Origin of the sequence: Clostridium sp. (assembly GCF_032552055.1) — a bacterium.
In the GTDB taxonomy this organism is placed as follows: Bacteria; Bacillota; Clostridia; order Clostridiales; family Clostridiaceae; genus Clostridium.
Window position 1 is genome coordinate 1 of record NZ_JAWGSV010000012.1, and the last position, 22,513, is coordinate 22,513.

The following is a 22,513-nucleotide window of genomic DNA, read 5'->3' on the forward strand; positions in this document are numbered from 1 at the left end:
AACGTGAGCGTAGTGTCTGTTTTCAGTTTCGTATTCAACGTGTGATGTATTGATTGTGATTCCTCTTTCTTTTTCTTCAGGAGCCTTATCTATATCAGCGTAGTTGAATGCTTCTGCATAACCTCTGTTTGCTAATACTGTTGTGATCGCAGCTGTTAAAGTCGTCTTACCGTGGTCAACGTGACCAATTGTTCCAATGTTTACGTGTGGTTTACTTCTTTCGAATTTTTGCTTTGCCATTGTAAAATCCTCCTTTAATCTTTGTAATAAACTTTGCCTAGCGTTTTCTGTTTTTGGGGTTAATATATTGAGCACACTACAAAGATCAAAGCAATCTATAATTACGATAATCACAACTAGTGAGCGCTCAACTATATTGGAGCTCACGATCGGGATTGAACCGACGACCTCCGCCTTACCAAGGCGACGCTCTGCCTACTGAGCTACGTGAGCATTTCCTTGTTAAATTGGCTTATAGTTTAATATACCAATTATAAAGTTTACTATTGTTCAAAAAATTTGTCAATAAAAATTTGATGACTTATTTATCATTATATAGACATTTTTCAAGCTTTCTCTTAACCCTCTGCAGAGCATTATCTATAGACTTAGCTTGCCTATCTAAATCACAAGCTATTTCTTGATATGACTTGCCATCTAAATATGACTGTAGCACCTCCATTTCCAAATCTGAAAGTACCTTAGCCATTTCTCCCTCTATATGTTTTAATTGCTCTTTTCCAATTATTAATTCTTCCGGATCAGTTATCTTAAGTTCCGACAGAACATCTATAAGAGTTCTATCCGATTCTTCTTCATATATTGGCTTATTTAAAGATATATATGTGTTTAAAGGGATATGCTTCTGCCTAGTAGCAGTTTTAATAGCAGTTATTATTTGTCTTGTAATACAAAGCTCAGCAAAAGCTTTAAAGCTAGCTAGTCTATCTGGTTTAAAATCTCTTATAGCTTTATATAACCCTATCATCCCCTCTTGGTAAATATCTTCTCTATCCGCACCAATTAGAAAATATGATTTAGACTTAGCTTTAACAAAATTCTCATACTTCGATATTAAGTATTCTTGAGCTCTTGCATCACCAGTTTTAGCCTTATCAACTACCTCTTCATCTGTCTTATTTACAAACTCACTAAAATGTATATTCACTTTGCTACTATCCTCCACTACATCTCACCCCTTCAAGCCTATCTATAATAGCTGTAATATTCAACTCATTATTTACTACGTCTCATAGCTTCTAATTTATTAAACACTTCCTCATTAACATTATCTAATAAGTTATTCTTAGATAAATTTGAGTTTTTCAAAGTTTTCTTTTTTATTCTATTTTCAGTATCAAGTACTTCATTATAAAATTCAAGAGAAGATACTCTTACAGCTCCTCTTTGAAATATAGTTTGTTGTTCAAGCCAATCTGAAGTTACTACATAGACCTCAAATCTTCTTCCTATGTTATGAACTTCCCTTTCAATATAGGAATCTGCCGTTTCACCATCTTTAGTAAATACAATACTGATGTTTTTATTTATATCTTCTTTCTTTTCAATGCTTCTATTTACCTTATGGGCATCAAAAACTATTATTATTTTACACCCCTCATAAACTGAATAGTTGTGTAGGCTATCAATTAAACTTTGCCTAGCTCCATCAAAACTATAATCTTTTTGAATCTTTAAGTTAGGCCAGCTGTTTATAACATTATACCCATCAACAAATATTATTTTCAAAACATACCTCTTCTATAAAGCTATTTTGTTAGCCTTCCTTTTAATATTTCATACATCATTATACCACCTGCAACTGAAGCATTTAAAGAATTAATTCTTCCTACCATAGGAATTTTAACTAATTTGTCGCATTTCTTTAAAGTAAGCTTAGATATACCTCTACCTTCACTTCCAATTACTATTGCACAAGGACCACCAAAATCAACTTCATAACTATATTCAGTACCAGCTATATCTGCACCATATATCCAAAGACCTTCTTTTTTAAGCTCATCTATAGCTGCATTTATATTTGTAACTTTAGCTATTCTCATATGCTCTATAGCTCCAACTGAACATTTATATACAGTAGATGTTACCCCTACATTTCTTCTCTTTGGTATTATTATTCCATGAGCTCCACATAACTCTGCTGTTCTTATAATTGAACCTAAATTATGAGGATCTTCTATTTCATCTAAAACTATTATAAAAGGATCTTGATTTTTCTTTTTAGCATAATTTATCATATCTGCTACTTCATAATACTTATAAGCCGTAACCTGAGCTATTACTCCTTGATGATTATTACCAGCACTCATAAAGTCTAGTTTCTTTCTATCAACTTCCTTTATCACTAGTCCTTTTTCTTTTGCTATATTAATTATAGCTTTAATAGAACCTTCCATATTACCATTAGCAATATATAGTGCCTCTATAGTTCTATCACTTTTTAATACTTCCATAACAGCATTTCTTCCTACTATTATATCTTCTCTTTCTTCAACTTCAGGACTTTCAATTGCTTTATTTCTATTATTAGAAGATTTTCTTTCTTCTCTAAATCCATAGTTTTTAAATTTCCCTTGATTAGTAGAACCTTCAAGCATTTTTCTTTCAGCTCTAGCTCTCATTCTGCTTTCTCTATTTCCTTTTGTCACTTTTCTTCACTCCTTATAACATTTATTAACTTATGTTAACTTAACTTTTGTTGATTTTTCTAATATATAAAATAATCTCTCTTTATTTCCAATTAAATATAAATATCCAAGTAAGGCCTCAAAACCAGTAGCGTTTCTATAGTCTATCACATTTGCGTTTTTAGGAGTAGTGGCAGATTTAGTATTTCTTCCTCTTTTATAAATATACATTTCATCTTCTTCTAACTCTTCTTCTATATCCTTAATGATAGCAGATTGACTTTTTGCCTTAACATACTTAATAGCCTCAACATGCATCTTATGTGCAGACAGCTCAGTGTTCTCAGATAGAATATAACTTCTAATATATATTTCGAACACCGCATCACCAACTAAAGCTAATTGCAAAGGATTTAGCCTTCTAGCTTCATCACTACTAAATTCCCTACTTCTTAAATCCTCTAACATCCTAATCTCCTTTAAATAAAGGCTGCACTTTTGCAGCCTTTAAATTAATTTACTTTTTTCCATCTAACACCTTGTGGTGTATCTTCTAAAATAATATTTCTAGCCTTTAAGTCATCTCTTATCTTGTCAGCTAAAGCAAAATTTCTATCTTTTCTTGCTTGCTGTCTTTCTTCTATTAATCTTTCAATTTCTTCTTCTAAACTACCCTTAGTTGATTTTTGTAACATTCCTAAAGGCCCACCAAGTTCTCTTATTAATTCTAGAGCTTTTTCACATAGTTCTTTAGATGATTCTATATTGATGTTTGAATTAATATCTCTTATAAGATCAAAGATAGCTGTTATAGCATCTGCTGTATTAAAATCATCATCCATTTTATCAATATACTTTTGTCTATATACATCTAATGATTTTAAATACTCTTCTTCTTTTTCATCCATTTTATCCTTCTTAACTTCATCAATTAAATTTTCAAGATTTGCTACAGCATTATAAAGTCTTTCAACAGATGCTTTTGCTGAATCTAATAGCTCCCCACTGAAATTTAATTGTACTCTATAGTGAGCTGATAACATTAAAAATCTTATTACATCAGCATCATAATTTTTAAGAGCTTCTCTTGCAGTTAAGAAGTTATTTAATGATTTAGACATCTTTTCATTATTAACATTTAAATATGCTGAATGCATCCAGTAGTTAGCAAATGTTTTTCCTGTTAAAGCTTCACTTTGTGCTATTTCATTTTCATGATGAGGGAAAGCTAAATCCATTCCACCAGCATGTATATCTATAGTTTCACCTAGTAATTTCTTTGCCATACATGAACATTCAATATGCCAACCTGGTCTACCAAGTCCCCATGGACTTTCCCAAGCAGGTTCCCCTGGTTTTTGAGCCTTCCATAAAGCAAAGTCTATTGGATCTTCTTTTCTTTCATCAATATTAATTCTTGCTCCAGATTGAAGATCTTCTATGCTTTGTTTTATAAGTTTTCCATATCCATCAAACTTTTTAGTTCTAAAATAGACATCTCCAGCTACTTCATAAGCATAACCCTTTTCTATTAGCCCAGAAATAAAATCAATTATATCCTGAACAAACTCAGTTGCTCTAGGATTTGTAGATGCTCTTTTTATATTAAGTCCATCTGCATCTTTATAATATTCATCTATATACTTATCTCCAACGCAAGCTACTGTAGTCCCTTCTTCATTGGCTTTTTTTATCATTTTATCATCTATATCAGTAAAATTTTGAACAAAATTTACTTTGTAGCCTCTATACTCAAAATATCTTCTTATTGTATCGAAAACTATAAAAGTTCTTCCATTTCCAATATGAAAATAATTATATACAGTTGGTCCACATACATACATCTTAACTTCTCCAGGAGTAAGTGGTACAAACTCCTCTTTCTTTCTCGTTAAGCTATTATAAAGTATCATCGATTTACCTCCTATCTAATAGATAATTTATTTTTATTAAATTCTTCTTTTACTCTATTTACTACATCTTCAATTTTTATAGTTTCCATTTCAGCAGTTCTAAGCTTAAATTCAACTTCACCATCTGAAATCTTCTTACCTACAGTTACCCTCATTGGAATACCCATAAGTTCAGAATCCTTAAATTTAACTCCTGCTCTTTCATTTCTATCATCTAATACTACATCTATACCAATAGATTTTAATTGTTCATATATTTTACTCGCAACTTCCATTTGTGCTTCATCTTTTATATTAACAGGAATCACATTTATATGATATGGTGCAACTTCTAAAGGCCAAACTATTCCATTTTCATCATTATGTTGTTCTATTATAGAAGCTAATGTTCTAGTTACTCCTATACCGTAGCATCCCATAATAAATGGTTTTTCCTTACCATTTTCATCTATAAAAGTAGCTTTCATAGCTTCAGAATACTTAGTTCCAAGCTTAAATATATGACCTACTTCAGTTCCTCTAGAAATATTAACCTTAGCTCCACAAGAAGGACACTTTTCTCCTTCTGTTATATTTCTATAATCTCCTACTGTACCTTCAAAATCTCTACCATAGTTTACATTTTCAATATGATATCCAGTTTCATTAGCTCCAACTATGAAATTATACATATTTCTAACTTCTTCATCAACTAATAAAGTATCTACCTTTATATTGATTGGTCCAGCAAATCCTACTTGTGCATTAGTAGCTGCTAAAACTTCTTCAGCTGTAGCCATATTTAAATTAACTACTCCACCTAAAGCATTAGAAACTTTAATTTCATTAGCTTCTCTATCTCCTCTAACCATAACTGCAACAATTTTTCCATCTGCGTTATATATTAAAGTCTTGGCAAATTTCTTTTCAGTTGTATTAAAGAATTTAACTAACTCTTCAATAGTTCTGATATTTGGAGTTTCAGTTTTAACTAAATCTTTTAAGTCTTCTTTTTCTGAAACTTCTGGTGTAGAAGGAGCCTTTTCTATATTGGCTGCATAATCACACGCACTGCAGAATACTACATCATCTTCTCCTACTTCTGATTTAACCATAAATTCTGCTGAACCAGAACCTCCAATTGCTCCTGAATCTGCTTCAACTGGTTTTGCATCTATATCACATCTATTAAATATTTTAATATAAGCTTCTCTCATCTTATTATATGATAAATCTAATCCTGCTTGATCCTTATCAAAGCTATAAGCATCTTTCATTATAAATTCTCTAGATCTCATAACTCCAAATCTTGGTCTTCTTTCATCTCTGTATTTAGTTTGAATTTGATATAAATTAACTGGTAATTGCTTATATGACTTAATTTCATTTCTTGCTATATCAGTAAATACTTCTTCATGAGTAGGTCCCAGACAAAAATCTCTATTATTTCTATCTTTAAGCCTAAACATTTCTTCACCATATACATCCCATCTACCAGATTCTTGCCAAAGTTCTGCTGGTAATACTGCTGAAGCTAGAAATTCTTGTGCTCCTGCATCATTCATTTCTTCTCTAATTATATCTTCTACCTTTTTTAAAGCTTTTAATCCTAATGGCATATAGTTATATATTCCTGAAGCCATTTTTCTTATCATTCCAGCTCTTAACATAAGCTTATGGCTATCAATTTCAGCTTCTGCTGGAACTTCTCTTAATGTTGATATTAACATGTTAGACATTTTCATAATCTTTTCCTCCTATATCTATAGATGATATAGCGATATTATTTTATTAGAAAATAAAAAAATCCGCCCTAAATAATTAGGGCGAATATTAATCGCGGTACCACCTAAATTTGTACTCTAATAATTTTAACGATGTTAAACCGATAGTTTTTACCTATAACTCCAAAGCTGGTTCAAATCCTATTGAAAATCTTACAGCCGATGAATTTTCTCTCTGAAAAAGCGGATTTTACTATTCTTCTTCACTGATTTAAAACCTATTTAATTTTAACTTAATTAATTATATATTCTTGTAAATCTTATGTCAATATATTAGTCTACTACATTTATTAGCTTTTCAGCCAATATTAAGTCTTCTGGAGTAGTGACTTTAATATTTGTATATTCACCTTCATATAAATAAACGCCATAATTATAAGCTTCAACTACCATGGTATCATCTGTTACTATTAAATTATCACTTTTAAGTCTCTTATGACACTCTTTAATAATATTACTTTTAAAAACTTGAGGAGTTTGTATTGCAACTAATGTCTCCCTCTTAGGAGTTTCCTTAGAAAAATTCTCATCATCTTTAATTTTAATAGTATCTTTTGGTGTTACTCCAGGCGCTGCTGCCCCATAAAGGTCAGCATATTTTACACCTTCAATAATTATCCTTTTAGAAACAAATGGTCTTGCTCCATCATGTATTAAAACTATTCCTTCATCTTTTAATGCACTTAACCCATTAAACACAGAGTCTTGTCTCTCTTTTCCACCCTCAACTATTAAGTCAACTTTAAGTGAGTATTTTTCTAGAACTTCATTTCTGCAATATTCTATTTCTTCCTTAGGTAAAACTAAAATAATCTTATTAATTTCATCACAAGATAAAAACTGCTTTAATGTATAGTATAACAAGGGCTTTCCATTAATCTCTATATATTGTTTACTAATTTTAGCACCCATTCGTTTGCCTTTTCCACCGGCTAAAATTATAGCACTAACCATAAAAACACCTACTTAATCTTCTTTAGGTTTAGCAAATATCATTCTTCCTGCTGCTGTTTGTAGAACTGAAGTAACTATAACTACTATTTGTTCTCCCATGAATCTTCTTCCACCTTCAACAACTATCATAGTTCCATCATCTAAGTATCCAATACCTTGAGTTGCTTCCTTACCATCCTTAACTACTATAACCTTCATTTCTTCTCCTGGAAGAACTACTGGCTTAATAGAATTAGCAAGTTCATTTATATTCAAAACAGGAACTCCTTGGAATTCAGCTACTTTATTTAAGTTAAAGTCATTAGTAACAACTTTTCCCTTAAGTGTTTGAGCAAGTTTCAATAATTTACTATCCACTTCTTGGATTTCAGGAAAATCGCCTTCCCAAATTTGAGTCTCTATATCTAATTCCTTTTGAATCTTATTTAGTATATCTAGACCCCTTCTACCTCTATTTCTTTTTAAAGAATCAGCTGAATCAGAGATATGTCTTAATTCATCTAATACGAAATTAGGTATTACTAAAGGACCTTCTACGAAACCAGTTTGACATATATCAAAAATTCTTCCATCTATTATAACAGATGTGTCTAAAACCTTAGGATTACTCTTTGAATGGCCTTTAGTTTTCTTTTCTTTTTGACTACTTTTCTTTAAGTTTACAAGAACGTTTGCTATGTCATCCTTCTTTTCAATAAATATATTTGCAAATATAATTGCAAATATTAAATTTAAAAGCACAAATAATATAGGTCCAAGTCCATATAAATCTATACTATTAAGGGGTAATCCTATCAATGACGTAAGAATCAGAGAACTTAGTGCCCCCACTCCACCATAAATAAGTTCAGTAGCTGTAAATCTTTGAATACTTTTTTCTATATATTCAATAGTCTTAAGCATAGAGTCATATATACGTGGCGATATAATATAAAATATAATTCCTAAAATAATAGTTATAAAGATACGAAAAGATATAATTCCAATTGCTTTAGATAAAAAATTACTTGAACTTAAAGCTTTAATATTAAGTAGTACTCCACTTAATATATATCCACTTATTAATCCAATTGCAGTAAATATAACTCTTATAATCTTTTTTAACATATTTTCACCTCCTTAAAATAATACTTGTTTTTAATCCACTTAATTATACCATATAAAGGTATTCACTAAAATGCCGAATTATTAATTTCTTATTAATTTAAAATACCCCCTATAAAAAAGAAAATAATTCATTTATTATAATTTTATCATCTACTACACCCATGACTGCAAATTATTCTTCCCAAACAGTGATAATCTTGTAAGGAGTTGAGCTATAAATGAAGGATATAATATTTGATAATTTTCAAAATGATGTTAATGAATCTCTTCTACGCCATAGAAGTATTTTAGATATAATGACTAAGTTAACAGAGTCAAATTCAAGGGTTAATCGTGCCCTAGCAAAGGCCGTAACTGATTGTGGTTGCATAAGTATATATGCAAAAAAACAAGATATTCCTTCTAAGATTGGTGAATTAATAAATAATAAAAATCATAGAGAAAATTCACAAAAAAGTAATGATGAAGTTAATATTGACTTAGATAATGAAAACTCCATTAATGAAAGCTTAAGTCAACAATTAAATCATCAGTTAACTCACCAAATAGAAGGAAATCTATGCAATAACTGTCGTGAAATTATAGAAAATGAAATAGGTAATAATATATTTTATCTTACTTCTTTATGTAATAGTTTAGACTTGAATTTATACGATATATTGTTAAAAGAAGAAAATAAAATTAATATATTAGGTAAATATACTTTTAGGTAAAGTCAAAGCAGGTTAACCCCTGCTTTTCTATTATTATCTACTTTTTTTAGTTTTATACATAATTTTACTAAATTTCGCTCTTTAGATAAATCTGCTCCTTTATTCTCTTCAAACCACTTCTTATGGCTTTAGCTCTAGCTTCACCAATCCCATCAACCCTATCTAAATCTTCAGTATCTGCCTTAATGACATATTTCAATTGTTCAAAATGCTTAACCAAATTTTCAATAACAGATGTCGGTATTCTTGGAACCTTGAATAATATTCTAAATCCTTTTGGAGAAATTAATGTATCTGTTAGAGGTTCTCCTGGATATCCAAGTAATTTAGCTATTAAATCTAAATCAACTAACTCTTCAGATGTAAGCTTTTGAATATCATTATATATTTCATTATAGTCTTTATCACCTTTGCAATAATCTCTAATTAATAATATTCCATCTCTTTCTATATATCTAATAAGTTCACTAAGCTGCATTGAGATAAGTCTACCTTCATTACCAAGCTCTACTATGTACCTCTTAATTTCTTCTACTATTCTCATAACCATCTCTGTTCTTTGTATAGCTGTAACTACATCAAATATAGTAGTCAAGTCTTGAAACTCTAGTAAATTTAAATTATTAATTACTCTATCTAAAACATTAACATACTTTTCTAAAGTCTGAATAGCTTGATTTGCTCTTGCTAAAATAATACTACTCTCTTGAAGTACATACTTTAAATCACCTTTATATATAGTAATTATATTTCTTCTTTGGGAAATAGCTATTATTATATTCCCCGTTTGCTTAGCTACCCTATTAGCAGTTCTATGCCTAGTACCAGTTTCATATGTAGTAAGTGTATGATCTGGCACCAATTGAGTATTCGCATATATTATTCTTTTTAAATCGCTACTTAATACAATAGCTCCATCCATTTTAGCTAGTTCATATACATAGGCTGGAGAATAATCAGAATTGATATTAAATCCGCCATCAACTATCTTCATTACTTCTTCATTATCACCTATTACTATTAATCCACCAGTTTTAGCCCTTAAAATATTTTCTAAACCTTCTCTTAACGCTGTCCCTGGACTCATAAGCTTTAATATACTTTTTATTTCTTCATCAAACTTTATCCTCATACACTCACCCAATCTACTAGAATATCTTATTAATTGCTTCTCTTAAATTGCTAACTCCTATTACATTAATTACATCACTCTTTGCCTTATCCTTATTTCTTTCAGGTATAATTGCATGTTTAAATCCCATTTTTTCTGCTTCTTTAATAAGCCTTTCACAAGCATTTACAGGTCTTATTTCACCTGTTAATCCAACTTCTCCTATTATAACAGTTCTTTCTAGCTTAATACTAACATTTTTTACGCTAGATAATAATGCTAAGGCTAAACCTAAATCTCCAGTAGTTCCATCTAAGGTAAGACCTCCAACTACATTGACATAAACATCATATTTATAAAAAGGAACCCTTAACTTCTTTTCTAAAACTGCAAGTATAAGTCTTAATCTTTGATTATCTATACCAACAGCAGTCCTACTTGCTAGATGGGTATTACTCTCACTAGCTAATGCTTGCATTTCAACTAATATAGGTCTAGTTCCTTCCATTATCCCTATAACCGCTGAACCTTCTTGATTAAAACTAGTGTCTTCTAAGAATATTCTCGAAGGATCATATATTTCTCTTAACCCTTCTTCAGCCATCTCGAAAACACCAATTTCACTAGTAGTACCAAAACGATTCTTCATAGTTCTTAGGACTCTAAAATCTTCTGTTCTTTCACCTTCAAAGTATAAAACAGTATCAACCATATGCTCAAGAACCCTAGGTCCTGCTAATTCTCCTTGCTTAGTTACATGAGCCACTATAAATAAAGGAATATTTTGATTCTTACCTATTCTCATTATCGTATTAGAACACTCTTTAACTTGTGATACACTTCCTGGTGCCGAAGTAATAGTTTCCTTATACACAGTTTGTATAGAATCTATAATAACAAATACAGGCTTCAATTCATTAATATATGCTTCTACTAAATCTAAGTTAGTCTCAGAAATTATATATAGGTCATTTGCATTAACTCCTAACCTATCTCCCCTAATTTTAATTTGTTCCTCTGACTCTTCACCAGATACATATAAAACCTTACCATATTTCTTAGAAATTGCATCTGCTGTTTGTAGTAATAATGTAGATTTACCTATTCCAGGATCACCAGATATTAAAGTTAATGAGCCTCTAACAAGCCCACCACCTAATACTCTATTAAGTTCTTTAAGTCCTGTATCATATCTTTCTTTTTCACCAGACTTAATTTCCCTTATACTTTTCGGCATATTATCTAAAACTTTAATAGTATTAACTTTTGAATTACTAACCTTTGTGCTTTCTTTAACTTCTTCAACTAAAGTATTCCATCTATTACAATCTGGACATTTTCCTAACCATTTAGGAGACTCATATCCACATTCTTGACAAACAAATATGGATTTAATCTTTGCCATAGCTTAACCACCAATCTTTTTATTTTATGAATATCATCTCTATTAAATTACTATAAAAATATAATATAACAAACATATAACTTTATCAGTATATAATATTATATCCTAGTTGTTATTCTTTTACATAAATTTTCGAATCTATACACCTTAATTATTTTACACGAAAAGTAAGAGAGTGTCTAACTTACATCACAATATAGAAACTAGCCATACTTTTATCTTCTCTATGAAACTTGCAAAGTCTCCAACATACACGTAAAGATGGACACCCTTCATATTGTCTAGTGGTTCATACTACCAATCCCACAACTAACTTATACTGTCAAGTCGTTGCCCATACCGAGAATATAAAAAAAAATAAGAGGATGTATAAATTACACCCTCTTATATCTAAAATATTTATTCTATAGTAACTTGGCAGCTGCTTCATCTACTATAACAACTACATCTCTATGCATTTGTAACATTGAAGCTGGCATATTAGTGCTAATCTTTCCATTAACCATAGCTTTTACTGCTTCAGCTTTTCCTTCGCCACTTGCAATAACTATAATCTTTTTAGATTTCATTATTCCGCCAAGTCCCATTGTTAAAGCTGTCTTTGGAACTTCGTCGATTGAATTGAAGAATCTCGCATTAGCTTTTATAGTATCTTCAGTTAATCCAGTTAAGTGAGTACCTGCTACTAATTCTTGATCTGGTTCATTGAATGCTATGTGTCCATTATTCCCAATTCCTAGTAATTGAACATCAGTACCACCTAAATCTGCTATTTTAGCATCATAGTTCTTGCATTCCTCTTCTACATTTTCAGCTAAACCATTTGGTACATATGTGTTCTTCTTATCAATATTTATGTGATTGAATAAATTATCATTCATGAAATATCTATAGCTTTGAGTATGTTCTCCACTTAATCCTATATATTCATCAAGGTTAACAGTTGTAATAGTTGAGAAATCTATTTCTCCCTCTTTATTCATTCTGATTAATTCGTTGTACATACCTATTGGTGATCCACCTGTAGCTAATCCTAATATAGCTTTTGGATTGTTCTTTATAGTTTCTGCCATTTCATTAGCTGCAACTTTACTTAATTCTTCATAATTTTTAGTTATTATTATTTTCATCTTAATTTCCCCTCTCTTCTTGATATATTTACATCTAAAGTAAATTTATCAGATCTATATATAGCTTCTTCTAAAAATATCATCTTATTGCTAAGATCATAAGTTTTACTTATTATTTTTAACATAGGTACTTCTTTATCTACATTAAAAGTCTTTTTTAATTCATCATTCATAATAACTGCTGCTATTGAGGATTGAGAATAGTCTACTTTATATCCAAATTCCTCTAATATTGTAAATAAAGAGCCTTGCAACATCTCTTTATCAATATACCCACAATAATCTACTGGTATATATACCTTCTCTAAAGCTACACATTCATCATCAACTATACGCTTTCTAGTAATTACATATAATTCTTCTAAAGAAAAAATATCTGATAAATCCTCTGGTGTCTGTATTTTAGAAAAATCTATAATTTCTGATCTTAGCTTTCCACCCATTTGTCTTACTATTTCAGTAAAACTCATCATATCCTTTTGCTTAAAGGTTTGCTCACATACAAATGTACCCTTTCCTTTAATTCTAAGTAATATACCTTCTTGTACCAGTTCTCCAATTGCTTGTCTTATGGTCATTCTGCTAACACCATATACTTCACAAAGCTCTCTTTCACTAGCTATACATTCACCAGGCTTCCATATTCCTTCAGAAATCTTAGTTATCAAGTCATTCTTCAGCTGATAATATATTGGAATTGGACTGTTTTTATCTATCATTAGGTAATCCTCCTATAATTATTATATTAAAAGTAGTTATAGATGTCTAGACCAGTTGAAAATTTTCTACTATTTTATTCTGTATTATAAACTTAAAAATTGCAAATAATAATCCTATATCTAACAAAGGAGATGATATTATGGTTAGCAAAGATTATTACTCAAATATACCATCAAAAAATATATTAAAAGATGATAAAAAAGATAATTTATCTGAAAGAATTAACGATACCAATATTAATTCTTTAGATAATATGGTTCTTAACTCAAATTTAGAAAATCAAGGCTTAATTAAATAACTAGCCAAACTATTTTATAAAGATATGATATCACATTCTTATTTTTTATAAAATATGATATTTATGTTGAATTAAGTAGTAAAATAGTGTAAACTTTATATTAAGTAATATTAATTATCTATTGATAATTTTGAAGGAGGATTTAGCAATGGTTAAAGTATATAGTACAAACTCTTGCCCATGGTGCGTTAAAGCTAAAAATTATTTAAAATCAGTTAATATAGAATTTGAAGAATTCAACGTACAAGAGGATATGGAAGCTAGAGATGAAATGATAAATAAATCAAAACAAATGGGAGTTCCTGTTTTAGATATAAATGGAACAGTAATCGTTGGATTTGATAAAAATGCTATAGATAGCGCATTAAACATCTAGTATAAATTAAAAATTGCCTCAGTTAAATATAAATCTTATTTTTAACATTTAGGCATAAGTATTAAGGAGTAGCTAATTTAGCTACTCCTTTTTATATAATATGAAATTCTCGCTTCCTTTTCTTTCCCCCTGCACTTATATGAATCTAATATATTTATAATTTCATCCTATACTATTAATAAAAAATAAGAAACCTAGTATCTTTACTAGGTTTCTTATTTAAACTCTATCTAATTACTATCTATTTAAATTAATTACTGTAGCTTTAGGTCTAGACATAGCTTCTATAGAATATCTGATACCTTGAGTACCTATTCCTGATGCCTTAACTCCTAAGAATGGGAAGTGGTCTGGTCCTCTTTCAGTCTTATTATTAACTTGAACTGTACCAACTTCTAATCTATCAGCAACGTAGAATGCTTCATTAATATTTTCAGTAAATACTGAAGATTGTAATCCATATTCAGACTTATTAGCAATTTCAATTGCTTCATCCTTATCTTTTACTCTGATTAATGGAAGTACTGGTCCGAATGGTTCTTCCCAAGCTAATCTCATATCAGTAGTTACATTATCAAATAAAGTTGGGTAGATTAGATTTTCTTCTCTATTTCCACCTAATATTAATTTAGCTCCCTTAGCCTTTGCATCTTCAATTAGTTCCCATACAAAGTCAGCTGACTTCATATCAATTAGAGGAACTACATCTGCTCCATCTACTGGGTTACCAACCTTTAATGCTTCAACCTTAACCTTAACTTTTTCAAGTAGCTTGTCTGCAACTTTATCTACAACTAATATTCTCTTAACAGCTGTACATCTTTGACCAGAGTATGAATACGCACCTGCTACAATATTTGAAGCAGCTACATCTAAATCTGCATCCTCTAATACTATTGCAGCATCCTTACCACCAAGTTCCATTAATAATGGTACCATACTAGTAATGCTAGAAATTCTTGAACCTATTTCTGTACTTCCAGTAAAGTTTATAAAATCTACATCTGGATGCTTAACTATATAATCACCGATTACGCTACCTCTACCAGTTATAGTATTTAATACTCCTGCTGGAACTCCTGCTTGCTCAAATATCTTTGCTAAGTATAAACCACAAAGACTTCCTTGAGTTGCTGGCTTTAATACTACAGAGTTACCTGCAATTAAAGCTGGTGCTATCTTTGATGCTGCAAGATTTACAGGATAGTTAAATGGTGAAATAGCTAAAACTACTCCTAATGGTTCTCTAGTAACTACAGATATTTTATTTTTCTTAAATCCTGGGAAGCTATCTCCTGGAATACTTTCCCCTGATAAATTCTTTGCTGTATCTGCTGTAAATCTAATATAATCTGCTGATCTTAATATTTCTGATTCGCATGATTTTTTATCTTTTCCGATTTCTCTCATCATTATACTAGACATTTCATCAGCCTTTTCAATTAATAGATCTGCTGCCTTATATAATATTTCCGCTCTTTTGTTTACTGCCACATTTCTCCAAGATTTTTGTGCCTCATCTGCACTCTTCATTGCAAAATCTACTTCTTCTCTTGTCATTGCAGGAACTTTTCCTACTAAACAATTTCCTATTGGAGAGTATATTTCTATAAATTGATCACTTTTACTTGATGTCCACTCACCGTTTACTAAATTTTTAAACGTTAATTCTTTTCCTTTTATACAACTAAACATCCCATTCACCTACTTACTTTTCGCTAATTCTATTTTATTTTTATCAAAGCCAACGATAATTTCACCTTCTATATCAATAACAGGTACAGTTCTTTGTCCTGATACCTTAAATACTTCTTCTCTATCTTCATGTTTATCTGCTACGTTTATTTCTTGGTATTCCCAACCCTTCATATCAAAGAATCTCTTTGCCTTAACACATGATGGGCACCAAGATGTTGAATAAATTTTAATCATACTATCTCTCCTTACTATATTTATTATTGTTATTTATAAAAAGCATATTACTTTTTGTTTTTCTTTCTTTCAACTATAACTTTCTCTGCTTGCAGAGCTGCAATAGTTCCGTCTGCTACCGCTGTAGTAATTTGTCTAAACTCTTTTTCTCTAACGTCTCCAGCTGCAAAAATACCCTTAACATTAGTTCTCATGCTTTCATCTGTTTTTATATATTTCCCATTTGTTAATTCAATTTGTTCCTTAAAATGTTCTGTCTTTGGTTCTGTTCCTATAAATCCAAATATTGCATCCATAGACATTTCTTCTACTGTTCCATCTATAGTATTTTTAATAATAGCCTTTTCCATGAAGTTATTACCTTCAACATTAACTAAGTCTTTATTGAATAATACTTCTATTTTAGGATGGTTCATTACTTCTTCTATTGTTGCTTTTTCACCCTTAAAGTAGTCATATCTTCTTATCATATAAACCTTAGTTGCAAACTTAGTTAAGAATAAAGCTTCTTCTAAAGCAGAGTTTCCTCCACCTACTACACCAATTATTTTTCCATCGTACATTGCTCCATCACATACTGCACAATAGTGTATTCCTTTGCCTGAGAATTCTTGTTCATTTGGAATAGGTAATTTTTTAGGAGTAGCTCCTGTTGAAATAATCACAGTATCTGTTTTATATATATAATTATTAGTTTCGACTATTTTTACATCTCCACTAAAGTCAACTCTTTCTACCATATCAAATTCATCTATTTCTGCACCAAGTTCTTCTGCTTGTTGTTGCATTAAATCAGCTAACTCTGTACCTGATACTTTTTTAAAGCCAGGATAATTTTCAATTGTATAGCTATTTCTAACTTGGCCGCCTAGAATTTGATCTTCTAATAAAAGCATATTAAGCTTTGCTCTTGATGCATATATTGCTGCAGTTAGTCCAGCTGGACCACCACCTATTATTATAAGTTCTTTTTCTTTTATTTCCTTACTCATCTTTATCCTCCTACCCCCTAGGGGTATATTATTTATTTTTATTATATACTTCTATTTTTTAAAATGCAACTACTTTTAGATAATAATTTATATTATTACCATATTTTTCACAATTAACATATATATTCACATTTCCATTATAACTTACATATAATAGTTGTTTAAAATAACAATTATATTTTATCATTTATAAAAAAATCATGCACATTACTTTGACATATGCATGATTTATAAGATATTATTTGCTATTTTAATTTTTTTATTCTTATTAAAAACTATGATTTTTTAGGATATATGCTTAAAACAAAGCTCTTTACCATCACAATATACCTCTAAATTATCTCCACCTTTAATACATCCTTTTAACATTTCTTCACTAATCTTATCTTCTAACTCTTTAGTTATAATTCTCTTTAAAGGCCTAGCTCCATAGTTAATATCTACTCCCTTATTAATTAGGAACTTCTTACTTTCATCATTTAAACTTATACTTATTCTTCTATCTTTAAGCTTATTAATAGTTCCATTAAGCAATATATTAATTATTTTTAAGATATCATTATCTACTAACTTCTTAAATACTATTACTTCATCAACTCTATTTATAAACTCAGGCTTAAAACTCCTCTTCACTTCTTCTAATATACTATTTTTCATATTTTCATATTCACTTTTATCCAAGGACTCATCATTTAAGAATCCCATAGTATTCTTTTTCTTTATGTTATGGGCACCTAAGTTTGAAGTCATAATAATAATAGTATTTTTAAAGTTAACACCTCTGCCTTTACTATCTGTTAATTTTCCATCTTCCATTACTTGTAGTAATATATTAAAAACATCCGGATGAGCTTTTTCTATTTCATCTAATAGAATAACTGAATATGGATTTCTTCTAACAGCCTCTGTTAATTGCCCTCCTTCTTCATATCCAACATACCCAGGGGGGGCACCAATTAACCTTGCTACAGAATGCTTCTCCATATATTCTGACATATCAATTCTAATTAAATTCTTTCTATCTCCAAATAATGTTTCAGCTAATGTGTTAGATAACTCTGTCTTACCAACACCTGTAGGTCCACAAAATATAAATGTACCAATAGGTCTATTAGGGTCCTTAAGTCCAACCCTTGCTCTTCTAATAGCTTTAGATACTGCAATAACAGCTTCTTTTTGTCCAACTACTCTTTCTTCTAAAGTTTCTTCTAGTTTAAGTAGTTTATCTGATTCTAATTCTGTGATTTTCTCTAAAGGTATCTTAGACCAAACTGATACTACTTTGGCTACTTCTTCTCTATTAACTATATTACTAAAATCACTATTATTTATTTCTATTTCTATAGAACTTAACTTATCTTTTAAAATTACTTCTTTATCCCTTAAAAGAGAAGCTTCTTCAAAGCTTTTTCCCTTTATAGCTATTTCTTTTTCACTAGATAACTTTTCAATATCCTCCTTAAGTCTACTAATTTCTGGAGGAGTAGTTAAGTTTTCTATTCTTATCTTAGCTGATGCCTCATCTATTAAGTCAATAGCTTTATCTGGCATAAATCTATCTGTAATATATCTATCTGATAATTCCACTGCTGCTTCTAAAGCCTCATCTTCTATTTTCACCATATGATGTAGCTCATATTTTTCTCTTAACCCCTTAAGTATTTTATATGTTTCTTCTCTAGAAGGCTCTTCTATCATAACTGGCTGAAACCTTCTTTCAAGAGCTGAATCCTTCTCTATATATTTTCTATACTCATCTATTGTTGTAGCTCCAATACACTTAATTTCTCCTCTTGCTAAAGCAGGTTTTAGTATATTAGAAGCATCTATTGCTCCCTCAGCCCCACCAGCTCCAACTATAGTATGAAGTTCATCTATAAATATTATTATATCTTTAGCATTTATTATTTCTTCCATAACCTTCTTTAATCTATCTTCAAATTCACCTCTATATTTAGCTCCAGCTACCATTGAAGTTAGATCTATAGAAATAATTGATTTATCTCTCAATATTTCAGGAACGTTTCCATCTGCTATCATTTGGGCTAATCCCTCAACTACTGCTGTTTTACCTACACCAGGTTCTCCTATTAAACAAGGATTATTCTTACCTCTTCTACAAAGAATCTCAAGCATTCTTCTATTTTCATTTTCCCTGCCTATTACTGGATCAAGCTTGCCTTCCTTAGCTAATAAAGTTAAGTTTCTTCCATATTGATTTAACATAGGAGTCTTAACATTAACACTTTTATTTTTTTCGGCATATCTATTTTCATTTAAGTCACTTTTATTAAGATGTCTTACTAATTCATTTCTCACATGCTTAATATCTATCTTAAAGTTTGATATTATAGAAAATGCGACTCCTTCTACATCATCAAGTAAAGCTAGTAAGATGTGTTCTGGGTTAATAAAACTATGATTATACATCATTGCTTTAGCAAAACTATCATCAAATACTCTTTTTGTTCTTGGATTAATAAGCATTTCACCTATAGAGATTTCTAAGTCTCCATATCCAAGGTATTCTTCTACAAACTTCCTAGCTTTATCTATAGTAATTCCATTAATATATAAGACCCTATTCGCAAAGCCACCTTCTTTCAATATACCTAAAAGAACATGTTCTGTTCCTATATATCCATGCTTAAAAAATTGCGATTCCTTTTGTGCTTCAACAAGCATTAATTGAGCCCTTTCTGTAAATTTCCCAAAAACCATACATACCTCCATACCCTATTGCTAATTATACTTACAGATAAACTCTAGATATATAACATACTCTATGATAATATTACGGTTAAAATTCCTTTAAGCATATCTGACCTTAATTTATTTTTATCTTCAACAGAAGTTAAAGTCCTATCATTTAAAGTAATTTTAATAATTTCGTATTCACTATTAGTTATAGTCTTAGTATCCTTTAAATGATCTAAAATAGATAAAGCATTACCATAAGTTATACTTTCACCTATAGAACTCAATATTAAGGATAGTCTCTCATCTTTATCATCGTATGTTATTTTTCTAATAACTATACAACCTCCCCCACCTCTTTTACTCTCAATTATATATCCCTTTTCATAAGTGAACCTTGTAGTTAATACATAATTTATTTGAGAGGGTGCACAGGAAAATTTATCTGCTAATTCATTTCTTTGAATTAAGACTTGTCTTTCTCTTTCTTCATTCAACATATCATTTATAAAATTTTCTATTGTATCTGAAATTCTTGCCATATCTTCACCTTCTTAAACTTATTTTTAAAATTGACCTTCTTTGACTTTAATTATAGCTTATTAATTTTAATATGTCCATTTTCCTATTTTATTTTACTAATAAGGAATTATACATAAGCTTTTGTCTAAACTATATAAGAGGTGATAGATATGGAAATAACATGGATTGGTAATACTAGTTTTTTAATTAAAAATTGTCTTGGAAAAAAGATTCTTTTAGATCCAATTCAATTATATCCCTATATACAAAAATATGATTTAAATCCAGATATAATTACATTTAGTCATACTCATAACGAAGAAATTATAAATGATTATATTAGTTCTAATTATAAAATAATTAATTCTATATCTAAGTTTGAAAACTCTTTTATTAAAATTCAAGGTTTCCTAAGCTATAGAGATAATTTTCATGGTTTTAAAAGAGGGGAAAATATAATATACCTTTTAGAAATTGATGGATTCAGATTAGCTCATCTAGGGTCTCTCGGACATATATTAAATGATGATCTAGTAAAAGAATTATCAGATTTAGACTTTCTTTTTATACCTATAGGAGGACATTTTTTATTAGATGGATATTCTGCTGCAAAGGTTGCATTAACTTTAAGACCTAAATATGTTATTCCAATGAGTTTTAAAAGTTCCTCAAATTATTTCTATTTAAATGGTCCTTTAAGCTTCTTATCATCCATAAAAGATGCTGTAGCCTATAATTCTACTTCAATTTATACTAATGAACTTTCTTTTCATAACAAACCTTCTGTAATTTTCCTTGAAGAAACAATAAAGAACCGCTAAGTAAGCGGTTCTTTATATAAATTATGCTTGTACTGGAGCTCCTACTGGACAAACATTTGCACAGTTTCCACAATCTATGCAAGTATCCTCATCAATAACGAATTGAGTATCTCCTTGACTTATAGCATTAACTGGACATTCTGCAGCACATGCACCACAGTTTATACAGCTATCTTCAATCATAAATGCCATAATTAGCACCTCCTAATAATATGAATTTATTTCAAATCTATTTTATCACATGGGTAAAAAATTTTAAAGTCTTCTGAAGAATTAATTTGTACAAGCCTAATTAATACTGTAACCTAATTCTTCAACGTCAGCAATAATCTTATCTATAGTTACTGATTTATCATCGTAAACTATATTAACTTCTTTTTTACTTAAGCTGACTTCACAAGCTATAACACCTTCATTGCTTCCTACAACTTCTCTAAGGCTTATAACATCATCATTTGTATTAAGATTTGAAATCTTTAATACTGTTTTCATTTAATACCCTCCTTAATTATCTTTTATTAAATCTTTAATTAACTTTTTATCTTCAGGTGATTCAATTTCTAATTTAATATCTGATTCATCTACAGAATCTTCATATCCACCTTCAACTAGTTCGATATCATCTATTTTAAATTCTTCTATGATTTCTTCGTCGCCTCTTCTATATCTAACCTTGACATTTTCCTTCACAGTATTATTACCAATAACTTCAGCATTAGTTTCTCCAATATTAACAATGGAGCCTACTTTAGGTAATCTCTTTCTAATATCTTCATATGTGCTTTGCTCATAATTTAAGCAACACATTAATCTACCACAGATACCTGATATCTTAGTTGGATTTAGTGAAAGATTTTGCTCTTTTGCCATCTTAATAGATACAGATGCAAAATCTCCAAGGAAGGTTGAGCAACATAAAGGTCTTCCACAAGGTCCTAATCCTCCAAGCATCTTAGCTTCATCTCTTACTCCTATTTGTCTTAATTCTATTCTAGTTTTAAATATAGTCGCAAGATCCTTAACTAATTCTCTAAAATCGACCCTACCATCTGCTGTAAAGTAAAATATAACTTTATTATTATCAAAAGTATATTCTACATCTATAAGCTTCATATTTAATTTATGCTCTTCTATTTTCTTTAAACAAATATCTAAAGCATCTTTTTCTTTTACTTTATTGGAATTATGTTTCTCTACATCTTCTTCTGTTGCAACTCTAATTACACTTTTTAGTGGAGCTACTATATCAGTTTCAGGAATCTCCTTAATTCCAATAACGCATTCTCCGAATTCTATACCTCTTGCTGTTTCTACAACAACAAACTTACCTTTATTAATATTCAGGCCATTTGGGTCAAAATAATATATTTTACCAGCCTTTTTGAATCTAACGCCTATTACTTTTATCATT

At 30.0% G+C, this 22,513-nt stretch carries 25 protein-coding genes, 1 tRNA gene and 1 other annotated feature; of the genes, 4 read left to right on the forward strand and 22 right to left on the reverse strand.

What is annotated here, in order from left to right:
• From E6248_RS01815 to E6248_RS01860, 10 genes are all read right to left on the reverse strand, one after another.
• Nucleotides 1-240: GTP-binding protein (locus E6248_RS01815; protein WP_291668950.1), on the reverse strand; the 240-nt coding region annotated here is incomplete at its 3' end.
• A gap of 137 nt (nucleotides 241-377) precedes the next feature.
• Nucleotides 378-453, reverse strand: a tRNA-Thr gene (locus E6248_RS01820).
• A gap of 88 nt (nucleotides 454-541) precedes the next feature.
• A complete protein-coding gene (gene sigH / locus E6248_RS01825) occupies nucleotides 542-1,168 on the reverse strand; it encodes an RNA polymerase sporulation sigma factor SigH (RefSeq protein WP_316339141.1) in 627 nt (208 codons plus the stop codon).
• 68 nt (nucleotides 1,169-1,236) lie between these two features.
• Nucleotides 1,237-1,749 carry an NYN domain-containing protein gene (locus E6248_RS01830; protein WP_316339142.1) on the reverse strand — a complete coding sequence of 171 codons (513 nt, stop codon included), beginning with the start codon at nucleotides 1,747-1,749 and terminating at the stop codon, nucleotides 1,237-1,239.
• Nucleotides 1,750-1,769: 20 nt separating this feature from the next.
• Nucleotides 1,770-2,669, reverse strand: coding sequence for a 23S rRNA (guanosine(2251)-2'-O)-methyltransferase RlmB (gene rlmB / locus E6248_RS01835; RefSeq protein WP_316339143.1), 900 nt, complete (start codon nucleotides 2,667-2,669; stop codon nucleotides 1,770-1,772).
• 30 nt (nucleotides 2,670-2,699) lie between these two features.
• On the reverse strand, nucleotides 2,700-3,116 hold the full coding sequence (locus tag E6248_RS01840; RefSeq protein ID WP_316339144.1) for a ribonuclease III domain-containing protein: 417 nt from the start codon (nucleotides 3,114-3,116) through the stop codon (nucleotides 2,700-2,702).
• A 44-nt stretch (nucleotides 3,117-3,160) separates the two neighbouring features.
• Entirely contained in the window at nucleotides 3,161-4,561 is a 1,401-nt protein-coding gene (cysS, locus tag E6248_RS01845; RefSeq protein ID WP_136008299.1) for a cysteine--tRNA ligase, read from the reverse strand.
• 11 nt (nucleotides 4,562-4,572) lie between these two features.
• The gene (locus tag E6248_RS01850; protein ID WP_316339145.1) at nucleotides 4,573-6,285 is read right to left on the reverse strand and encodes a proline--tRNA ligase; all 1,713 of its coding nucleotides are present in this window, start codon (nucleotides 6,283-6,285) and stop codon (nucleotides 4,573-4,575) included.
• Between the two features lie 74 nt (nucleotides 6,286-6,359).
• Nucleotides 6,360-6,540: a binding site (T-box leader), on the reverse strand.
• 57 nt (nucleotides 6,541-6,597) lie between these two features.
• Nucleotides 6,598-7,278, reverse strand: a complete 681-nt coding sequence (gene ispD, locus E6248_RS01855) for a 2-C-methyl-D-erythritol 4-phosphate cytidylyltransferase (protein WP_316339146.1) — start codon at nucleotides 7,276-7,278, stop codon at nucleotides 6,598-6,600.
• 12 nt (nucleotides 7,279-7,290) lie between these two features.
• Entirely contained in the window at nucleotides 7,291-8,385 is a 1,095-nt protein-coding gene (locus tag E6248_RS01860; protein ID WP_316339147.1) for a PIN/TRAM domain-containing protein, read from the reverse strand.
• Between the two features lie 218 nt (nucleotides 8,386-8,603).
• Here E6248_RS01860 and E6248_RS01865 point away from each other — a divergent pair, with 218 nt between their 5' ends.
• A complete protein-coding gene (locus E6248_RS01865; protein WP_316339148.1) occupies nucleotides 8,604-9,098 on the forward strand; it encodes a DUF1573 domain-containing protein in 495 nt (164 codons plus the stop codon).
• A gap of 67 nt (nucleotides 9,099-9,165) precedes the next feature.
• Here E6248_RS01865 and disA read toward each other — a convergent pair whose 3' ends face one another.
• The 4 genes from disA to E6248_RS01885 form a co-directional block, all read right to left on the reverse strand.
• Nucleotides 9,166-10,230 carry a DNA integrity scanning diadenylate cyclase DisA gene (gene disA, locus E6248_RS01870; RefSeq protein ID WP_316339150.1) on the reverse strand — a complete coding sequence of 355 codons (1,065 nt, stop codon included), beginning with the start codon at nucleotides 10,228-10,230 and terminating at the stop codon, nucleotides 9,166-9,168.
• A gap of 16 nt (nucleotides 10,231-10,246) precedes the next feature.
• A complete protein-coding gene (gene radA / locus E6248_RS01875) occupies nucleotides 10,247-11,614 on the reverse strand; it encodes a DNA repair protein RadA (protein WP_316339151.1) in 1,368 nt (455 codons plus the stop codon).
• Between the two features lie 404 nt (nucleotides 11,615-12,018).
• Nucleotides 12,019-12,744 carry a glucosamine-6-phosphate deaminase gene (gene nagB / locus E6248_RS01880; protein WP_316339152.1) on the reverse strand — a complete coding sequence of 242 codons (726 nt, stop codon included), beginning with the start codon at nucleotides 12,742-12,744 and terminating at the stop codon, nucleotides 12,019-12,021.
• On the reverse strand, nucleotides 12,741-13,463 hold the full coding sequence (locus E6248_RS01885) for a GntR family transcriptional regulator (RefSeq protein WP_316339154.1): 723 nt from the start codon (nucleotides 13,461-13,463) through the stop codon (nucleotides 12,741-12,743). The genes nagB and E6248_RS01885 overlap by 4 nt, the downstream gene beginning before the upstream one ends.
• Nucleotides 13,464-13,603: 140 nt before the next feature.
• Between E6248_RS01885 and E6248_RS01890 the strand changes: the two genes are divergently transcribed.
• Nucleotides 13,604-13,762: a hypothetical protein gene (locus tag E6248_RS01890; RefSeq protein ID WP_316339155.1), complete on the forward strand. Its 159-nt coding sequence runs from the start codon at nucleotides 13,604-13,606 to the stop codon at nucleotides 13,760-13,762.
• Nucleotides 13,763-13,910: 148 nt separating this feature from the next.
• Nucleotides 13,911-14,138: a glutaredoxin family protein gene (locus E6248_RS01895; protein ID WP_136008290.1), complete on the forward strand. Its 228-nt coding sequence runs from the start codon at nucleotides 13,911-13,913 to the stop codon at nucleotides 14,136-14,138.
• A gap of 237 nt (nucleotides 14,139-14,375) precedes the next feature.
• Here E6248_RS01895 and E6248_RS01900 read toward each other — a convergent pair whose 3' ends face one another.
• The 5 genes from E6248_RS01900 to E6248_RS01920 all read right to left on the reverse strand — a co-directional run bounded on the left by E6248_RS01900 (nucleotide 14,376) and on the right by E6248_RS01920 (nucleotide 20,301).
• Nucleotides 14,376-15,833 (reverse strand): NADP-dependent glyceraldehyde-3-phosphate dehydrogenase, encoded by a 1,458-nt coding sequence (locus E6248_RS01900; protein WP_316339156.1) that lies wholly within the window; start codon nucleotides 15,831-15,833, stop codon nucleotides 14,376-14,378.
• A 9-nt stretch (nucleotides 15,834-15,842) separates the two neighbouring features.
• On the reverse strand, nucleotides 15,843-16,070 hold the full coding sequence (locus E6248_RS01905; protein ID WP_136008288.1) for a glutaredoxin domain-containing protein: 228 nt from the start codon (nucleotides 16,068-16,070) through the stop codon (nucleotides 15,843-15,845).
• Nucleotides 16,071-16,117: 47 nt separating this feature from the next.
• Nucleotides 16,118-17,062 carry a thioredoxin-disulfide reductase gene (gene trxB / locus E6248_RS01910; protein ID WP_316339157.1) on the reverse strand — a complete coding sequence of 315 codons (945 nt, stop codon included), beginning with the start codon at nucleotides 17,060-17,062 and terminating at the stop codon, nucleotides 16,118-16,120.
• A gap of 285 nt (nucleotides 17,063-17,347) precedes the next feature.
• The gene (locus tag E6248_RS01915; protein WP_316339158.1) at nucleotides 17,348-19,783 is read right to left on the reverse strand and encodes an ATP-dependent Clp protease ATP-binding subunit; all 2,436 of its coding nucleotides are present in this window, start codon (nucleotides 19,781-19,783) and stop codon (nucleotides 17,348-17,350) included.
• Between the two features lie 62 nt (nucleotides 19,784-19,845).
• Nucleotides 19,846-20,301: a CtsR family transcriptional regulator gene (locus E6248_RS01920; protein WP_316339159.1), complete on the reverse strand. Its 456-nt coding sequence runs from the start codon at nucleotides 20,299-20,301 to the stop codon at nucleotides 19,846-19,848.
• A gap of 150 nt (nucleotides 20,302-20,451) precedes the next feature.
• On the opposite strand from E6248_RS01920, the gene E6248_RS01925 reads away from it, so the two are divergent.
• Nucleotides 20,452-21,102: an MBL fold metallo-hydrolase gene (locus tag E6248_RS01925; RefSeq protein WP_316339160.1), complete on the forward strand. Its 651-nt coding sequence runs from the start codon at nucleotides 20,452-20,454 to the stop codon at nucleotides 21,100-21,102.
• Between the two features lie 21 nt (nucleotides 21,103-21,123).
• On the opposite strand, the gene E6248_RS01930 is transcribed toward E6248_RS01925, so the two are convergent.
• From E6248_RS01930 to E6248_RS01940, 3 genes are all read right to left on the reverse strand, one after another.
• Nucleotides 21,124-21,294 (reverse strand): 4Fe-4S binding protein, encoded by a 171-nt coding sequence (locus tag E6248_RS01930; RefSeq protein WP_316339161.1) that lies wholly within the window; start codon nucleotides 21,292-21,294, stop codon nucleotides 21,124-21,126.
• Between the two features lie 96 nt (nucleotides 21,295-21,390).
• On the reverse strand, nucleotides 21,391-21,594 hold the full coding sequence (locus E6248_RS01935; protein WP_316339162.1) for a heavy-metal-associated domain-containing protein: 204 nt from the start codon (nucleotides 21,592-21,594) through the stop codon (nucleotides 21,391-21,393).
• Nucleotides 21,595-21,606: 12 nt separating this feature from the next.
• Entirely contained in the window at nucleotides 21,607-22,512 is a 906-nt protein-coding gene (locus E6248_RS01940) for a stage 0 sporulation family protein (RefSeq protein WP_316339163.1), read from the reverse strand.
• Nucleotide 22,513: the final 1 nt, after the last annotated feature.

What these genes read in the sequence shown, in the direction of transcription:
- radA (WP_316339151.1), bottom strand. Translation starts at nt 11,614, where the DNA reads ATGGCAAAGATTAAATCCATATTTGTTTGTCAAGAATGTGGATATGAG.
- E6248_RS01935 (WP_316339162.1), bottom strand. Translation starts at nt 21,594, where the DNA reads ATGAAAACAGTATTAAAGATTTCAAATCTTAATACAAATGATGATGTT.
- E6248_RS01940 (WP_316339163.1), bottom strand. Translation starts at nt 22,512, where the DNA reads ATGATAAAAGTAATAGGCGTTAGATTCAAAAAGGCTGGTAAAATATAT.
- ispD (WP_316339146.1), bottom strand. Translation starts at nt 7,278, where the DNA reads ATGGTTAGTGCTATAATTTTAGCCGGTGGAAAAGGCAAACGAATGGGT.
- E6248_RS01900 (WP_316339156.1), bottom strand. Translation starts at nt 15,833, where the DNA reads ATGTTTAGTTGTATAAAAGGAAAAGAATTAACGTTTAAAAATTTAGTA.
- E6248_RS01840 (WP_316339144.1), bottom strand. Translation starts at nt 3,116, where the DNA reads ATGTTAGAGGATTTAAGAAGTAGGGAATTTAGTAGTGATGAAGCTAGA.
- E6248_RS01925 (WP_316339160.1), top strand. Translation starts at nt 20,452, where the DNA reads ATGGAAATAACATGGATTGGTAATACTAGTTTTTTAATTAAAAATTGT.
- nagB (WP_316339152.1), bottom strand. Translation starts at nt 12,744, where the DNA reads ATGAAAATAATAATAACTAAAAATTATGAAGAATTAAGTAAAGTTGCA.
- trxB (WP_316339157.1), bottom strand. Translation starts at nt 17,062, where the DNA reads ATGAGTAAGGAAATAAAAGAAAAAGAACTTATAATAATAGGTGGTGGT.
- E6248_RS01895 (WP_136008290.1), top strand. Translation starts at nt 13,911, where the DNA reads ATGGTTAAAGTATATAGTACAAACTCTTGCCCATGGTGCGTTAAAGCT.
- E6248_RS01885 (WP_316339154.1), bottom strand. Translation starts at nt 13,463, where the DNA reads ATGATAGATAAAAACAGTCCAATTCCAATATATTATCAGCTGAAGAAT.
- E6248_RS01865 (WP_316339148.1), top strand. Translation starts at nt 8,604, where the DNA reads ATGAAGGATATAATATTTGATAATTTTCAAAATGATGTTAATGAATCT.
- E6248_RS01890 (WP_316339155.1), top strand. Translation starts at nt 13,604, where the DNA reads ATGGTTAGCAAAGATTATTACTCAAATATACCATCAAAAAATATATTA.
- E6248_RS01915 (WP_316339158.1), bottom strand. Translation starts at nt 19,783, where the DNA reads ATGGTTTTTGGGAAATTTACAGAAAGGGCTCAATTAATGCTTGTTGAA.
- E6248_RS01905 (WP_136008288.1), bottom strand. Translation starts at nt 16,070, where the DNA reads ATGATTAAAATTTATTCAACATCTTGGTGCCCATCATGTGTTAAGGCA.
- E6248_RS01850 (WP_316339145.1), bottom strand. Translation starts at nt 6,285, where the DNA reads ATGAAAATGTCTAACATGTTAATATCAACATTAAGAGAAGTTCCAGCA.
- E6248_RS01920 (WP_316339159.1), bottom strand. Translation starts at nt 20,301, where the DNA reads ATGGCAAGAATTTCAGATACAATAGAAAATTTTATAAATGATATGTTG.
- cysS (WP_136008299.1), bottom strand. Translation starts at nt 4,561, where the DNA reads ATGATACTTTATAATAGCTTAACGAGAAAGAAAGAGGAGTTTGTACCA.
- disA (WP_316339150.1), bottom strand. Translation starts at nt 10,230, where the DNA reads ATGAGGATAAAGTTTGATGAAGAAATAAAAAGTATATTAAAGCTTATG.
- E6248_RS01860 (WP_316339147.1), bottom strand. Translation starts at nt 8,385, where the DNA reads ATGTTAAAAAAGATTATAAGAGTTATATTTACTGCAATTGGATTAATA.
- E6248_RS01930 (WP_316339161.1), bottom strand. Translation starts at nt 21,294, where the DNA reads ATGGCATTTATGATTGAAGATAGCTGTATAAACTGTGGTGCATGTGCT.